Origin of the sequence: Anabaena azotica SJ-1, assembly GCF_047275885.1 — a bacterium.
GTDB lineage: Bacteria > Cyanobacteriota > Cyanobacteriia > Cyanobacteriales > Nostocaceae > Trichormus_B > Trichormus_B azotica_A.
This window is the reverse complement of sequence record NZ_CP178454.1, coordinates 1,295,720-1,312,037: the sequence shown is the minus strand read 5'-3', so window position 1 is coordinate 1,312,037 and position 16,318 is coordinate 1,295,720. Positions and strand designations below refer to the sequence as shown.

The window sequence follows — 16,318 nt, the reverse complement described above, 5'->3', positions numbered from 1 at the left end:
TTTAAATTGGAGAAAATGAAAACCAAATTATACTCCTCTTGTATTTATAACATATTTAAAATCATGTAACCAATTAGTCTATTTTTTAACCTAGTTATAATATTGCTTTAGAAACTAATATATTAGATTTTTAATCTATCTTTTGATAGTAGATTTATGCCAACAATCCATTGTTTAAATAACTATCATATTACGGAGATTTTGGATAGATATCTATAGGAAGATGACTATACAAAAGAAGAGAATTAAATTAATTCTGGTGTGTCGAATAACTGCTTTCTATGGAGGTTTAGCGGAGTGCTAAACCTTTTTTATTATCTATAAAATCACCTAGATATATGAAGTTTAAAATTTTGTATTCTTCCTAAAAGCTGATTAATTTTAAAAAAAAATTAGCTAACCTATGCTGCTATATTCTACTTCTATTTAAGACTTGGTGTAACACCAAGTCTTTATTTTTAGGTAAGCATTCAGCCCCTAGCCATCAGCAGTTACCTTTTTCAGGCTAAGGCCAACAATACCTATTTGATTGCTGATCATTAACCAACTTCTTAAACATTCTGACTCCTAACTCCTGAATTATTACGAATACAGCATAAGCTTTTTAGCGATTTAAATATTAGTTAGGCTAATCAATAACAGATGAACTCATATTTGTATACATCCTACAGGTAGATGAATTGAAAGCTAAGTAAGTCTAAATTATTTAGATATGGTAAACACTTGGTATATATCTGGGCTTGGTTATTAGCCAAGCCTTTTTTGTTACTAACAGGACTTAAGCAACTGGCATATTGGTAAGGTGCATCATACTGCCTAAATCTAATCAATAAACAGATTCTTGATATCTGATTCACCCTAAAATAGATTTTTAGTGTGACACGCAGCTTTAGTCCTAACAAATATTCAAACTTACTGGAAAAATAAATTAATCACCTCAAATATTTACCACTCTTATCAAATTAATCTCAACTTATTATGTAAATATTCCTTAGAAACATAAATCGCATCAAATTATTATTCTTTAGATAGTAGAAATATCTCCTGAATGAGAGTAAGATCCCCTGTATTAATACCTGAAAATATTTCTTACCCTGGACTTATTTCAGGGTATTTTTTTATTTTTAATTCAGTAATAAAAATGCTTTTTAAAAGTTTATTGAGTATATTGATAATCAATTTTTTGAACTATGCGTTCATAAAATGTGCATCATTAGCAGCTTTTAAAAAATTTGTACACACCTTATAGGAAGATGAACATCAATTAAATAGGGTTTAAATTAACTATATATGGTAAACACCTGGTATATACCAAGGCTTGGATCTAGTCCAAGCCTTTTTTATGCTTAAGATATTTACTTAATTAAATTTATACAAAAAATCCCAACTTGATTGACGTGATTGGAAGTTTTAACCAAGTAACGCTGTATCAGTTTTTAGAATATTTGGATACATCCTTTAGGAAGATGATCTGTAAGCAGACTAGAACTAAATTAATTTAGTACGTTGTTAAGCACAGCAATTATAGAGGTTTGGTTTACTGCCAAACCTTTTTTTAAAATGTATTTTAATGGTCTATAATGCTACAATTATAAAGATAGAAACCAAGCAGATTTTGTCTGCTGATATAGACCCAAAACCTCAGCAATGAATAATCATAAACAAGACTACAACCCCAGTGGTATAGCTGAAATCAATGGTAATATCCTGGGTTTACCTGATGATTATAACTCAGCAAACTTGATTATTTTTGCCGTACCCTGGGAAGTTACCGTTTCCTACGGTGCAGGAACAGCAAATGGACCACAACGAATTTTAGATGCTTCTTATCAAATAGATTTATTTGATTTAGATCATCCTGACGGTTGGAAGCAGGGAATTTTTCTCGAGGAAATTCCCAAAGATATTTTAGAAAAAAATAATTACTATCGTCAAGAAGCAGCCAAAATTATCCAACGACAAGCGGAAGGTAAAGCACTAATAGAAACACCAGATTTAACTCCTGTACTCACAGCAATTAATCAAGCTGGTGAACAGATAAATCAATGGCTGTTTACCCAGTGTCAAGCCGCGATGAATCAGGGTAAAAAAGTGGCTGTAATTGGAGGTGATCACAGTTCACCTTTGGGTTACTATCAAGCATTAGCTACCAAATACGAAAACTATGGCATTCTGCACATAGACGCACACGCTGATTTACGTGATGCTTATGAGGGATTTGAATTTTCTCATGCTTCTATCATGTTTAACGCCATAAAAATTCCACAAATTTCTAAATTAGTATCGGTAGCTATTAGAGATATCTGTCAAGAAGAAATAGATATAGTTAACGAATCGAATGGTCGTATTACGGCTTATCATGACCAAGCTATTAAACAAAAATTATATTCAGGAATGAGTTGGATTGATATATGTCGAGAAATTATCCATCATTTACCTGAAAATGTTTATATCAGCGTTGATGTGGATGGATTAGATCCTAAACTCTGCCCAAATACTGGTACTCCAGTTCCTGGTGGATTAGAATTAGAGCAAACTTATTGTTTGTTTCGAGAATTAGTTAATAGTGGTAGAAAAATAATTGGCTTTGATGTTTGTGAAGTTGGAGATGCAGAATGGGATGGTAATGTAGGAGCAAGAATAGTTTATAAGTTGGCAAATTTATTAAATTTATCCCATCAAAAATAATTAATCTAAAATAATATTTTAGAACTTACGCAAAACATAACGAAAGTAGGGGTAATTAATTAGGGTTCGCTGATAGCGTAGCGTGCCGTAAGCCATAAAAGTCTTTCCGTTAGGGCTAGGAGTCAGGAGGAAGAATTAGAAGAAGAGAAGAATAGTCTTGAATCAGATCCAGTGATAGATTTTTGGTAGTTTCAAGGCTTATTCCTTGCACCTGATTCACCTTTTTAACCTTCCAACTCTTGATATATCTAAGTTTTAGCTTTATTAACCAAGCCCTAATTAATAAATTGCCCCTACGAAATAATCAGTTTTTTGGTCACATTTTGCGTAAGTCATATATTCGATCAATGGCAATTGAATTGGTGTCACTTATGCAGTTTGTTCTGGTTCATTGCCTACTTTTTGCCCAATTTTGGGTTCAGTACCAGCCAAAATACGCTCAATATTACTATGATGGCGAATAATAACATATAAACCACCAGCAATACTCAACAGAATATATGCTAAAGGTTGGTGGAAAACTACCATGAATATAGAAACAGCAACAGCACCAGAAATAGAACTTAAAGAGACAATTCTGGATATGGTAAATACAACAGCAAATATTCCCAATGTTGCTAACCCAACTTGCAAATTTATTGCTAACAAAATACCCAAACTAGTAGCCACAGATTTACCACCAGTAAAGCCTAAAAAAATAGATTTGCTGTGTCCTAAAATGGCAGCTAATCCAACTAAAGTGACTAACCATGGTTGCCAGAATTGCACATCTACTGTTGTGGGAATAAGATTTTGAATGGGGGCAGAATTGAATATAAAATAAGTGAAAATTATTGCTAAAACTCCCTTTAAGCAATCAATCAATAATACAAAAGCCCCAGGAACTTTCCCCAAAGTTCTGAGTACATTTGTTGCACCAGTAGAACCAGAACCAATTTCCCGAATATCAATACCTTTTAACAGCTTTCCAGCAATATAGCCAGTGGGAAAAGATCCCAAGAGGTAAGCTAATAAAACAACAGCCCCACACAAGGTTAACCAAATAGCCATAATTTAGAAGTTAAGAAGTTCAGGTGTAAAGAAGAAGGAGTCAGGGGTCAGGAGTATGGCTACGCCACGCTATCAGGATTTTGTTAATTTTGAATTGTTACCTATTCCCTGTTCCCTATTGCCTATATTTAATTAAAATTCATCATCAAAATCTCTATCTCGCATCATTTTTGGATCTGGGGCAAAGGCTAACCACAGGGGAAATTGTAGTAATCCTAAACTAATTTGCTCTTCCGAATCATCAATAATAATTAAAGGCATTTGATTGGCTTTAACTGATCTGTCTGCTTTTTGTCCTAAAGCTGTTGCTGATTCAAATAAAACTACCCCTCTGTCTGGTCCAAAGTCTGGGCGGCCAATTCCCAGACAATCTTGTAAACCGCGTCGCCACTCACCCAAGCGTTCTGGGCTATTGGCTAAAATCAGGGTTCGCACGCGATCGCCATACAATTTATTTAAGATCGAAATCGCCGCCGAAGCAATCAAAATATTCTGTAACCTGCTACCCATTGTCCGTAAAGCACCCCGTCCCCCCAAGGTGAAAAACCAATTAGAGACTCTTTCAGCATGAACAGGTTCAAAGGTGCGGCGTAATTGCCATGCAGGACCATAATAATCAGGCTGGTTGCGATATTGGTCAATTAAACGGCGAATTTGTTTTGTCGTATCTTGAAACTGTTGTTGGGCTAATTGCAGGGTCGCTGGCTGTTGTTCAACAGGTTTAGCGTCTTTGACTGCTGGTTTTTCTTTTTCCTTGACAGTTGTTGGTACAAGTTGCAATTGCTCTGCTGCTGCTGCCAAATCCTGTAAGCTACCTGTCAGATAGTCTTTAAAACCCTGTACTCGAATTGCCAAATCTTGAGATGTTCCCGCAAAAGTAGTTCGCATTTCATTCCGAATGCGTTCTTGTCTTCGTTCTAGTTGTTCTACAGAAATTTGCAGGGTTTGCTTCCGTTGTTCTAAAAGTGCTAGGGACTCTTGCACCATTTTCGAGAGTGTAGTTTGCGTTTCACTCACTTGTCCCTGAAGGGTTTTGTAGGTAATTTGCAGCTGGGCTATTTCTGTTTTCAAAGCTGCTTCAGTTTCTTGTAACTCAGTCACTCGTTGGGCTGCTTGTGCATATAGTGAATTAAGTTCTGATTCTGACTCCAACACCCCAGTTTTGACTTCACTGGACTCCTGCGTTGATACTATTTCCTGTTCTTGCGGTTTTTTAACGGTGATAGCTGACTCAACAAGAGTATCTTCTAGTAGTTCATCTAATGGCGTTGGTGCTTCTGTTTTTAGTTCTAAATCAGTAGATAGACCTGTAGAAGGTTGTTCTGGTGTTTCTTCCCACCATTCATCAATTGGTTTTGGAGTTTGAGATTCCTCTGGGTTCATAAAAAATACTGTAATTCCTAATAATGCTAATAGATCAAAGGTAGGGATAGAAGAGTAGGCTGTAGGGGGAGAATAAATATTTACAGCAGATTGCAGATAAATGAGGTACAGAATCTAAATTAAAATCTAGACAGCAAGAAAGTTTTACTCTTGACTCCTGACTTCTAGTGTATCTTTCTTTCGTTTTTTCCCACTGACTACTGACTAAATACGTGGACAACGCTCTTCCAAGCAAGATTTTAAGGTGTTAGGGTCAAATAAAATTGGTAAAAAGTGAATGCTGTTGATTTCTTTGAAATAAAACAGGATGGGAACTCTATTCCAGAAAATTCGCCAGTTTTGCCATTCTTGGTAAGGAAAACGCCGAATTAGTTTTTCGCCCCGATAAAGTTCAAAGTCAGTAGCTGTAAATTGGAATCGCAGTGTTACAGCTTGCAACATCAAAAATAATCCCAGCAGTGCGAAAATTCCTCCTACCCAGGGTTGTACCAATAGCAGTGGAATTGAACCAAGCACCAAGACGACAGGGATATTGTAACTCGGCTTGAGTTCCACTGTTGAAGTGGTGTTAGAGGTAAATGAACTGTTCATATCGTGATTTAGTAAAAAAAGTATTGGGCATGGGGCATTAGGCATGGGGTAGAGTATTTGAATTTTTAATTTTTTCTCCCCTACACCCTTTTTCCTTCACAGCCCTGGAGTTAATCCACCACCGGTTCCCTGAAACATTAACCAAGAAAGAAAAAAGTTGCTGATAAAGATGATTAGCAAGGCTGTAACAACAGCCGTTGTGGTTGATTGTCCCACACCTTTTGCTCCTCCTGTGGTTGTTAAACCCCAACTACAGCCAATGATGGCGATTAAAACGCCAAAGCACCCTGCTTTAATCATGGCGCTGCAAATATCCCAGATGTCGAGAAAGTTACGGGCTGAGTCTAAAAATACTGTGTCTGATAGGTTGTAAATGTGGGTAGCAATTATCAATCCCCCAAACATCCCAGTTAGTAAAGACAGAAGGGTTAATATAGGCAGCATCAATAAACAAGCGATGATGCGGGGAATAACAAGGTAATCAATTGGATCAGTTTTTAACATTAATAGAGCATCAATTTGCTCTGTGACTCGCATTGTGCCAATTTCTGCGGCAAAGGCAGATCCGACCCGTCCTGCTAAAATTACTGCTGTCAACACAGGTGTGAGTTCTCTTGTCAATGCTACTGCCAGTACACCCCCCACCAGGTTTCCTGCACCAAAGTTGATAAACTCCCGCGCTACCTGGATGGTAAATACTGCTCCGACAAAAACGGCCGTCAATAAGGCTATAAACAAGGAGTCTGGCCCTACTGAGGCTAATTGTTCTAAGGTGTTACGTCGATGGATTTTACCTTTCATTAGATGAACTATTACTTGTCCACCTAAAAAAATCGCTGCCAGCAATCGCTGACTCCACGCACCTAAACTGGATTTAGATATAGTCTGGCTCAATGTTCTCTAGTGAACTCGGTAACTGCTTTAAGAATAGCGAAAGTCATTGGTCATTTGTCATATATCATCAGCTTTCTTCATTTTCTGATTACTATGGCGTTTTGAGCAAACGTTAACTTAACTTAAAGAATCTCTCAGAAAATTAAGCTCGCTTTTAAACTCAATATATCGCATTTAAATCCATATTTTTAAAATATAATCCTAATTTATCAAGGGTTTTGGGGTTTAAAAGTGGTTGAAATTGACCCAGCATTTATGGGATCTATTAACCGTTGCTTTTAATGAAAACTTAAGATTTTTGACATATTCACCGTTCAAGAGCGATCGCCAGTATTGTAGAGATGGACGTGCAAATGTTCTGTCATTGTCTACATTACTTCCGGAGCTTGCCCGCTAATGAGCATATTTACTAATTTTCTCCGCTCCCTCCTACTTACTGCTATTTTCAGTTTTATCGCCCCTATCTTCTTCGTAGGCGGTACGCTTATATTTTTGTGCCTTTCCGTTTATGTTCCAGTCTTACAAGGTTTAACTGAGAATATTCCTACTCAGATTTTGCATTTTCTGGCCACCTTTGGTACTGGCAGTCCCATGAATGGGCTATTTGTGATTAGTTTGACTTGTGGTTTTGTGGGCGCTTTATTTGATATTTATGCTTACTACCGATATCAAATTCTCCGCATTGATTCCTAATTACGCATTTACCTTAGCTATTCTTAGGTGACGGATTAATCTACGTCAAAACAAACCGTGTTACCGTGTTGCTGTTTCTAACTCAGATTCCGAGTTGCTATGGCTAATATCTTATGCGCTAAAGAAAAAATTGAGTCATTAGTCACTAGCGACTAAAGACAACGCTCTATACTAAAATTTATGATCTACTAATGCCACAGTCCCAGATTGTGGTGTTTAAATTTTGCTTGCCTGCAATTAGTTTAATCCTGCTCTGGGGGAATATGAGAATTTACAATTCATACTCCTTCATGAAGAAATATAGCAAATAAAACTATATACAAAATCTAAAATTTTCCTTAAGATTATAAAGAATCCATGGTTAAGCACTTTTATTAACAGATTTAACGAGGTCATCTGACCGTTAGGCATTTTATATTAAATTTATTAATAGGTGATTAGATTACTCATGGTTTGGCCATTTAAACCCAAGTTTCGTAAACAAATTGCGCGGATTGAAATTACTGGTGCGATCGCAGGCGCTACCCGCACGCGAGTCTTAGAAGCCCTAAAAACAGTAGAAGAAAAGAAATTTCCCGCTTTGCTGCTACGCATTGATAGTCCTGGCGGTACAGTGGGAGACTCTCAAGAAATCTACAGCGCCCTGAAGCGATTAGGTAAAAAAACTAAAATCGTTGCTAGTTTTGGCAATATATCGGCTTCTGGCGGTGTTTACATCGGTATGGGAGCAGAACACATTATGGCCAACCCAGGTACAATCACAGGCAGCATAGGCGTGATTCTGCGTGGGAATAACTTGGAACGTCTCCTGGAAAAAGTCGGTGTTTCCTTTAAAGTAATTAAGTCTGGCCCTTACAAAGATATTTTGTCTTTTGATAGAGAACTAACAGAAGCAGAAGAGAACATCCTGCAACAATTAATTGATGTCAGTTATCAGCAGTTTGTACAAACTATCGCTGAAGCACGTTCTTTAGCTGTAGAAACTGTGAAAAGCTTCGCTGACGGACGGATTTTCACCGGAGAACAAGCCGTAGAATTGGGAGTTGTAGACCGTCTAGGAACAGAAGAAGATGCACGTCGCTGGACAGCGGAATTAGTCGGACTTGATCCAGAAAAAACTCCTTGTTATACCCTAGAAGAACGTAAACCATTGTTGAGTCGAGTTCTACCTGGTAGTCGTCAGACAAAATCAGGAATCAGGGCTGGAATTGATTGGCTTGAATTTGAAGTTTCTACAAGTGGTTTACCCTTGTGGTTATATAGACCATAGAAAGTCAGTAGTCAGTGGTCAATGGTCAGTGATAAAAATCAAAAATTGACAACTGACTAATGACTAATGACCAATGACCATAACCAATGACTAATTAAGGAGGATTTTGCGAGTGGAATGGCAAATGCGGGCGATTCGTGGTGCAACAACTGTTGCAGAAAATAGTGTAGAAGCAGTTCGAGATGCAGTAACAGAATTACTGGATGAACTGGAAAAGAGAAATAACATTCAACCCGAAGACATGATTAGCGTGACTTTTTCCGTCACACGGGACATAGACGCTATTTTTCCCGCCGCGATCGCTCGCAGTCGTCCTTTATGGGACAGTGTAGCTATGTTGGATGTCCAGCAAATGCACGTCGAAGGCAGTCTCCAGCGTTGCATCCGCTTTTTAATTCACGCCAATTTACCAACTTCAGCACCCATTCACCACATTTATTTGCGTCAAGCAGCTAAACTGCGTCCAGATTGGAGTTTACCCCAAACGTTACAAACTTCACAGCCAGTAATTAAAACTAAAGTTTAAAATCAGCAGGTCAATTACATAAGTAAAACTTAGCGCCAAATGACTTATTACAGTGGTGACGCGGTTACTCAACCTGCTGGTATTGGTGGAAGTATTTTCACTCATCGAGGTACTGGTGTCTGTGTAAAATTAGAGAATTTTTTAAATATTCTCTCCAAGAGCGAAGAGCCACTTGTTATTGTCACCAGTGAAGGTTATTTTACGAAAATATATAAGTACGTGACGGCATATAAGGGTTTTGTATTTTTTACAGAATCCTTAGATAAATTGGACTTTGGTAGCAATATTGAGGTGATTTACGCGCAGAGTTTAGGCACAGATATTTGATAAAATATATAAAATGACGGATAAGTAAGCTACTAAACATTTAAGTGGCACATTGAGACAAGCAAAGGCGTAGGGAAAAAACTGTGAATGTTTTTCCCGAAAATTAAAAATATGCAAATAAATTAAGTGTCCAGCAGTACGCCACAAGATACCATTGTTAGTTTTCAGGAATTTTGCCAACGCAACGATGCTTTAACACTTTAAATAACTTTGATTCGCATAGATTCAGGCGATCGCCTCCTCAATTATTTTCAACCCGAAATTGTATAAGTCTAAAATAGGGCATTTAAAATTAAAAGTTTGGTGCGATCGCTAATTCATAAAATTTCTTAACTTTACAGCCTTAACATGACTTGTTAATAAGATAACTATTCCTAAAGGAATAAGTTTAAACATATTTTAAAGTATTCTTTAACTATTGTTAACTTCTAGTTAATCACTAAGTATGAACTTTATTTAAGGCTGTAATTGTCTCAGGAAAATATTCCTTAAATCCGAGGTAGTATGAGTTTTTTGACCACCATTCTGAACCGTGTAGTTACTACTTCAGTGGTAACAGGGGCTGTTGTGTTTAGTCCAATTTTGACAGTAATTGCTCAAGCAGAAACTCTCAACGGTGCAGGAGCAACTTTTCCTGCTCCACTTTACGAACGTTATGCACGTGAAGTTAAGAAAAAATATCCTGACTTAAAAGTTAATTACCAAGCAATTGGTAGTGGTGGTGGTATTCGTCAAACTATTGCGGGAACAGTGGATTTTGGTGCTAGTGATGCAGCCATGAAAGATGATGAAATGGCTAAAGTTAAAAATGGTGTGATTTTAGTACCCACAGCTGGTGGTGCTGTATCTGTAGTTTACAACTTACCAGGAGTTAATAAACTCAGATTGTCTCGCAAAACCCTACCAGCAATTTTTTCTGGACAAATCACCAAATGGGATGATGCACAAATTAAAGCTGATAATCCAGGTGTAAGCCTACCAAATCAACCAATTAAATTTGTAGTTCGTGCTGATGGTAGCGGTACAACCTTCATTTTTACCAATCATTTGAGTGCTATTAGTGGTTATTTCAAAGGCAGAATTGGCGCTAATACTGCACCCAATTGGAGTTTAAAAAATGTTCTCAAAGGAAAGGGAAATCCCGGTGTAGCTGCTTTAGTAGCGCGTACCTCCGGTTCTATTGGTTATGTTGAATATGACTATGCTACTAAAAACAAACTAAAATCAGCAGAAATACAAAATAAAAAAGGAGAGTTTGTTGCTCCTTCTTTAGCAACTGCAAATGCGGCTTTATCCACTGTAACTTTTCCGGCTAACTATCGTGTATTTGTAGGAGATCCCGGACAAGGTTATCCTATTGTTGGTCTAACTTGGATGATGGTTTACAAACAGTATTCTAATCCATCTAAAGCTAATGCTATCAAACAATGGATTAACTGGGTACTCAAAGATGGCCAACAATTCAATGATGACCTTAATTACACCAAAATTCCTAGTGATGTTGTCAATCGTGTTTTAGAAACAGTGAATAGCACTGTCAAGTAGTTCCTATTCAATCAGGAGAAATTTTGAATTTCCCCTTGACTTATTAACTTGGTTACAAAAGATAGTAGGGATTGAGTAATATCTTTTATCCCTACTAATCGAAAAAGTTGATAGTGGAAATTAAGAACACTAATTTTATAAAAATAACTTCATTGTTTTGATTGACTATGACCAACTCATTTCAACCCAACGAAAATAATTCATCACATCAAATAAATTTAAGTGATGAAAATATAAATTTGACTGCTATTGGTGGACTAAATTCAAGATTAGATCAAGGATTTACCTTTATAGTTTATCTATTTGCTGCCATCACTGTAGCAATATTATTTGTGATGAGTTGGGTAATTTTTAGAGAGGCTCAACCAGCAGTTGAAAAATTTGGATTTGGGTTTTTGTGGAGTCAAGATTGGGATACAGGTAATCAATTGTTTGGGGCATTACCTTATATTTATGGAACTTTAATCAGCAGTGCGATCGCTATTTTATTAACTGTGCCTATAGGTATATCAGTAGCATTAGTAACAAGTGAAGATTTTTTACCAGAAGTAGTTAGAAATTGTATTGCTTTTGTAGTTGAATTAATCGCTGCTATCCCAAGTGTAATTATTGGTTTATGGGGAATCTTTGTGTTTATTCCTATTCTAGAACCTATAGAAAAATGGTTGGGAAGCACTTTTAAATTTATACCATTTTTTAATACCCAAGATCCCGCAGGAAATAATATGTTAACGGCGGGAATTATTCTGTCAATCATGATTTTACCAACCATGGCTGCTATCTCTCGTGATGTATTAATGGTTGTTCCTAAAGAATTGCGTAGTGCATCTATGGCTTTAGGTGGAACTCGTTGGGAAACAATTTTTCGTGTTTTATTACCAGCAGGATTTTCAGGAATGGTGAGTGCAGCCATGTTGGCTTTAGGACGCGCACTCGGTGAAACAATGGCAGTCACAATGGTAATTGGTAACTCTAATCAAATTAGTCTATCTTTACTTGATCCAGCTTATACAATCCCCGCTGTTTTAGCCAATGAATTTGCTGAAGCTGAACCGGGATTACATATTGGAGCATTAAGCTATTTAGGTTTAATTCTGTTTGCTTTAACTCTAGTTGTTAATATTGGTGCTGTATTGTTAGTGCAATGGGTAGGCAAAAAGAATAGATAATAGCAAGCCATTTTTTGTTGACAATACACAGTTCAAAACTCTTAATTTGAAATTAACATGAGTGGATATATAAATTCAGAAATAGATGAAGCTCTCTCTAAGAGATTACTCAGTCCTCTACCAACTCAAAGGCGTTTATTCACTTATGCAATGAATGGGTTATCATTCATGCTGAGTTTGTTGGCATTGTTTCCATTGGCATCAATTTTGTGGGAAATTCTCACACGGGGATTGTCTGGTTTTAAATTAGAAATGTTATATCGTCCGTTGATTGAAAATGGCTTTGCTAATGCCATTCTTGGTACTATTATTATGGTAGGTATAGGGGCATTTTTGAGTATTCCTATAGGTATAATGACAGGAATATTTTTAGCAGAATTTGGTAGCACTAACAAAATTACTAATTTCGTGCGTTTCCTCAACTCTATACTCACAGGTGTACCTTCAATTGTTGTTGGTATGTTTGCTTATGGAGTAATTGTTTTAGTCACTAAAGAATTTAGCGCCTTCGCTGGTGGCTTTGCTTTATCTGTAATTATGTTGCCAGTAATTGTACTAACAACGGAGGAAGCATTAAAACTGATACCAATTCAACAACGCTTGGCTTCAGCCGCTTTGGGTGGAACTCGATTCCAAACCACATTTCGGATTGTGGTTACAGCAGCAATACCAGGTATTACTACAGGTATTTGTCTGGCGATCGCACGAGCAGCAGGTGAAACAGCACCACTACTATTTACGGCTTTATTTAGTCAAAACTGGTCAGATGGTTTAGCGAGTCCCACCGCATCTTTACCTGTATTAATTTTTAATTTGTACAACAGTCCAGATCCAGAAATTAATAAATTAGTGTGGACTACCTCTATAATTTTGCTGAGTTTAGTTTTGTTTTTTAGCCTTATCTCTCGTTTATTAAGTCGCAAAAGCAGGTAAAATTCAAGATTTTTTGATTTTTGTACCACATCAATATATTCGCACACCAATTATGATTAACCTAGTTCCAGCTATCAAAGTTAAAAACCTCAGTTTTTACTACGGAAATTATAAAGCTATTGAAGGCATATCATTAGATATTTATAAGAACCAAGTCACAGCCCTAATTGGTCCTAGTGGTTGTGGTAAATCTACCTTCATTAAAACCCTTAATCGCATTAGTGAGTTAGAAGGAAAAGTCAAAGTTGATGGGAGCATAGAATTTTATGGTCAAAATATTTATGATCCGCGTATCAATATCAATCGTTTACGTCGGGAAATTGGCATGGTCTTTCAAAAGCCCAATCCTTTCCCCATGAGTATTTATGAAAATGTGGCGTATGGTGTCAGAATTTCTGGTAGATGTCCCAAATTTAAATTAGATGAAATTGTTGAATCTGCTCTTAAAGGTGCAGCACTTTGGAATGAAGTTAAAGATAAGCTAAATACATCGGCTTTAGGTCTTTCCGGTGGACAACAACAACGTTTGTGTATAGCCCGTGCTTTAGCTGTAAAACCGAAAGTTATACTTATGGATGAACCTTGTTCAGCCTTAGACCCTATCGCTACTTTGAAAGTGGAAGAACTCATTCACGGTTTAAAGTCTGAGTTAACAATTGTGATTGTGACTCATAATATGCAACAAGCAACTCGTGTTTCTGATTTTACAGCTTTCTTTAGCACTGATGAAAGTCGCATTGGTCAAATGGTAGAATTTGGCGCTACAGGTCAAATTTTTCGTAATCCTCTGGATAACCGGACTCGTGATTATGTTGCTGGACGTTTTGGTTAATAAGATTTTGGATTTGAGATTTGGGAATGTGAAGTATTAATTACCAAGGTTTGGTGCTTTTTGTATTGGTTTTGGTTTATGTTCTGTAGAAAAGTAGTGACACACCAAGGTTTAAAATTAGCCAATGAGTTTCAGGCGTTTTTAGCCTGTGTCCCACATCAAAAATCCAAAATCCAAAATTGCTATGACTCATTCTACAGATATTGCCACCTTAGCCCGTTGGATGGCGGCTGATTTTAGCAATCAAGCCCAAGTTTTTGAGAATCCGGCTTTTTTTGCCCATATTCGTGTATGTATGCGTCCCCTACCTTACTCACTGCTATCAGGGGTGAGTTTGTTTGTAGAACAAGCTTATGACTATATGCTCAATGACCCCTATCGGTTACGGGTGTTAAAGTTAATGACAGCAGGAGATAAAATCCATATTGAAAACTATACTGTCAAAGACGAAAAAGACTTTTATGGTGCATCCCGTGATTTAGAACGTCTGCATAAGTTAACGAGCGATCGCTTGGAAAAACTCTCAGGCTGTAACATGATTGTAGAATGGGCTGGTAATCACTTCAAAGGCACAGTCGAACCAGGTAAAGGTTGTATAGTTGTCCGCAACGGACAGACCACCTATTTGGATAGCGATTTTGAAATCGACGGTGAAAAATTCATCAGCCGTGACAGAGGACGTAATCCCGAAACCGATGATCATGTTTGGGGTTCTGTCGCTGGGCCATTTTACTTTGTCCGTTGGGGTAATTTTGCTGACGAAGTGAAATTAAGTCCCTAATCCCAAATCACCACAGGACAGGCTTCTCGTCTGTCCCATTATTCAAAAAAATCTATCCTTGAAAAAATTTTCTTCCGAACTATGCAATCTGGGCTAAATTCTGCTATTATTAGTAATTGTGAGTCCGGCGACATAGCCAAGTGGTAAGGCAGAGGTCTGCAAAACCTCCATCCGGCGGTTCAAATCCGCCTGTCGCCTTTAAGAAAAAACAGCTAAAACTAAGCAATTCAAGGCTTCTAGCAATAATTACAGGGACGAGTTTAATACTCGTCCTTAATTTTTTGGGGTAAGTTTGGGGTAAATTCGGCTAGTTTGGCATAGTTATTGGGGTAAAATTGGGGTAAAAGTAAAGTAAAGGTGTCTACCCCAATGAACAACTATGTATCCTCAGAACTCTCAAGGTAAAGCTTCCAAAGGGGCTATCCAACTCAAAAAATCTAATGGCAGGCTTCAGTTGGTTTTCTCTCATCCTATAATTACAGAAACAGGAGAAATCAGAACCAAGCGTTTTTATGTTTCTACGGGTTATGATGATACGCCACTAGGCAGACAACGAGCATCCGTTTTAGCAGATACTATCCAACGTGACATTGATTATGGTGAGTTTGATGCTAGTTTAGCTAAATACAAGCCAGCAGCATCTTTAACAACTGTTACCTCAATTACCCCATCTGCTAGTCCAAAACATGACTTGGGTGAACTCTGGGAAAAGTATACAGAATTCAAAAAACCTCAAGTGAGTCAATCTACTTATGCTGTGGACTACCGAAAGTATCGTAACCACATCGCTAACTTACCAACAAGAAACCTAGAAGATGCGATCGCAATTCGTGATTATCTCGTTGCGAATCTAACCCCTAATGCGGCTAAACGTACATTAACTAATATTCATGCTTGCTGCGATTGGGCATTGAAAAGCAAGCTGATTGAATCTAATCCCTTTCAAGGAATGGCGCAGGAAATACAGATTCCTAAATCAGAATCTGAAGAAAATGATATTAATCCATTTACAAAAGAAGAAAGGGATGTAATTATTGCTGCTTTTGAAGAAAGCAAGCTATACAGCTATTATGCTCCTTTGGTGAAAATTCTATTTTTCACAGGTTGTAGGCCATCTGAAGCAATTGCATTGCAATGGAAACACATTGGTGAAAAATTCATTACTTTTGAGCAAGCAATTACTATTAGCAGCAAAGGTTTAGCTCTCAAGAATGGCTTAAAAACACAAAGTCAAAGACGATTTCCTATTAATAATCAAGTCAAGGAAATTTTAAACTCTATTAAGCCTGAAAATTTTGCTCCAGAAGATTTAATTTTCAAAAGCAAAAAAGGTGGATTTATTGACTTTGGTGATTTTCTATATCATGCCTGGAAGGGTTATAAAAACCGTCACAGCAGACAAATTGATGGCATAGTCACACAATTAGTTAAGCAAGGTTTGATTAGTGAGTATCGTAAGCCTTACCAATGCAGGCACACTTTTATTACCCTCTGCCTTGAAGCTGATATTGATGCTAAAGATGTTGGCAAGTGGGTTGGTAATTCTCCAGAAATAATTTACAAGCATTATGCTGGTAACAAGCGTGATTTACAAGTACCTGACTTGTAGCTAAGTAAGCAATCAAATTTGGTTCTA

Annotated in this window: 15 protein-coding genes and 1 tRNA gene; 12 read left to right on the top strand and 4 right to left on the bottom strand. The window is 37.2% G+C overall.

Annotated elements, in window-relative coordinates:
* The first annotated feature begins 1,647 nt into the window (after nt 1–1,647).
* Complete coding sequence (locus tag ACLLO5_RS05695) at nt 1,648–2,688, top strand: agmatinase family protein (RefSeq protein ID WP_413174516.1); 1,041 nt, start codon at nt 1,648–1,650, stop codon at nt 2,686–2,688.
* Nucleotides 2,689–3,057: 369 nt separating this feature from the next.
* Here the strand turns inward: ACLLO5_RS05695 and plsY are convergent, their stop codons facing one another.
* From plsY to ACLLO5_RS05675, 4 genes are all read right to left on the bottom strand, one after another.
* On the bottom strand, nt 3,058–3,738 hold the full coding sequence (gene plsY / locus ACLLO5_RS05690) for a glycerol-3-phosphate 1-O-acyltransferase PlsY (RefSeq protein WP_413174515.1): 681 nt from the start codon (nt 3,736–3,738) through the stop codon (nt 3,058–3,060).
* A 132-nt stretch (nt 3,739–3,870) separates the two neighbouring features.
* Nucleotides 3,871–5,121, bottom strand: coding sequence for a DUF3086 domain-containing protein (locus tag ACLLO5_RS05685; RefSeq protein WP_413174514.1), 1,251 nt, complete (start codon nt 5,119–5,121; stop codon nt 3,871–3,873).
* 204 nt (nt 5,122–5,325) lie between these two features.
* Nucleotides 5,326–5,712 carry a DUF3119 family protein gene (locus tag ACLLO5_RS05680; RefSeq protein WP_413174513.1) on the bottom strand — a complete coding sequence of 129 codons (387 nt, stop codon included), beginning with the start codon at nt 5,710–5,712 and terminating at the stop codon, nt 5,326–5,328.
* 96 nt (nt 5,713–5,808) lie between these two features.
* Entirely contained in the window at nt 5,809–6,606 is a 798-nt protein-coding gene (locus ACLLO5_RS05675) for an MlaE family lipid ABC transporter permease subunit (RefSeq protein ID WP_413174512.1), read from the bottom strand.
* 396 nt (nt 6,607–7,002) lie between these two features.
* On the opposite strand from ACLLO5_RS05675, the gene ACLLO5_RS05670 reads away from it, so the two are divergent.
* The 11 genes from ACLLO5_RS05670 to ACLLO5_RS05620 all read left to right on the top strand — a co-directional run bounded on the left by ACLLO5_RS05670 (nt 7,003) and on the right by ACLLO5_RS05620 (nt 16,291).
* Complete coding sequence (locus ACLLO5_RS05670) at nt 7,003–7,299, top strand: hypothetical protein (protein ID WP_413174511.1); 297 nt, start codon at nt 7,003–7,005, stop codon at nt 7,297–7,299.
* A 448-nt stretch (nt 7,300–7,747) separates the two neighbouring features.
* Nucleotides 7,748–8,569 (top strand): signal peptide peptidase SppA, encoded by an 822-nt coding sequence (gene sppA / locus ACLLO5_RS05665; protein WP_413174510.1) that lies wholly within the window; start codon nt 7,748–7,750, stop codon nt 8,567–8,569.
* Between the two features lie 112 nt (nt 8,570–8,681).
* Nucleotides 8,682–9,095, top strand: a complete 414-nt coding sequence (gene aroH, locus ACLLO5_RS05660; RefSeq protein ID WP_413174509.1) for a chorismate mutase — start codon at nt 8,682–8,684, stop codon at nt 9,093–9,095.
* 39 nt (nt 9,096–9,134) lie between these two features.
* The gene (locus ACLLO5_RS05655; RefSeq protein ID WP_413174508.1) at nt 9,135–9,422 is read left to right on the top strand and encodes a hypothetical protein; all 288 of its coding nucleotides are present in this window, start codon (nt 9,135–9,137) and stop codon (nt 9,420–9,422) included.
* Between the two features lie 504 nt (nt 9,423–9,926).
* Complete coding sequence (gene pstS, locus ACLLO5_RS05650) at nt 9,927–10,967, top strand: phosphate ABC transporter substrate-binding protein PstS (RefSeq protein WP_413174507.1); 1,041 nt, start codon at nt 9,927–9,929, stop codon at nt 10,965–10,967.
* A gap of 167 nt (nt 10,968–11,134) precedes the next feature.
* A complete protein-coding gene (gene pstC / locus ACLLO5_RS05645) occupies nt 11,135–12,136 on the top strand; it encodes a phosphate ABC transporter permease subunit PstC (RefSeq protein ID WP_413174506.1) in 1,002 nt (333 codons plus the stop codon).
* 57 nt (nt 12,137–12,193) lie between these two features.
* Nucleotides 12,194–13,069: a phosphate ABC transporter permease PstA gene (pstA, locus tag ACLLO5_RS05640; protein ID WP_413174505.1), complete on the top strand. Its 876-nt coding sequence runs from the start codon at nt 12,194–12,196 to the stop codon at nt 13,067–13,069.
* A 52-nt stretch (nt 13,070–13,121) separates the two neighbouring features.
* Nucleotides 13,122–13,901: a phosphate ABC transporter ATP-binding protein PstB gene (gene pstB, locus ACLLO5_RS05635; protein WP_413174504.1), complete on the top strand. Its 780-nt coding sequence runs from the start codon at nt 13,122–13,124 to the stop codon at nt 13,899–13,901.
* A gap of 184 nt (nt 13,902–14,085) precedes the next feature.
* Nucleotides 14,086–14,682 carry a chromophore lyase CpcT/CpeT gene (locus tag ACLLO5_RS05630; protein ID WP_413174503.1) on the top strand — a complete coding sequence of 199 codons (597 nt, stop codon included), beginning with the start codon at nt 14,086–14,088 and terminating at the stop codon, nt 14,680–14,682.
* A 126-nt stretch (nt 14,683–14,808) separates the two neighbouring features.
* Nucleotides 14,809–14,880 (top strand) — tRNA-Cys (locus ACLLO5_RS05625).
* A gap of 181 nt (nt 14,881–15,061) precedes the next feature.
* Nucleotides 15,062–16,291 (top strand): tyrosine-type recombinase/integrase, encoded by a 1,230-nt coding sequence (locus ACLLO5_RS05620; RefSeq protein WP_413174502.1) that lies wholly within the window; start codon nt 15,062–15,064, stop codon nt 16,289–16,291.
* Nucleotides 16,292–16,318 lie beyond the last annotated feature (27 nt).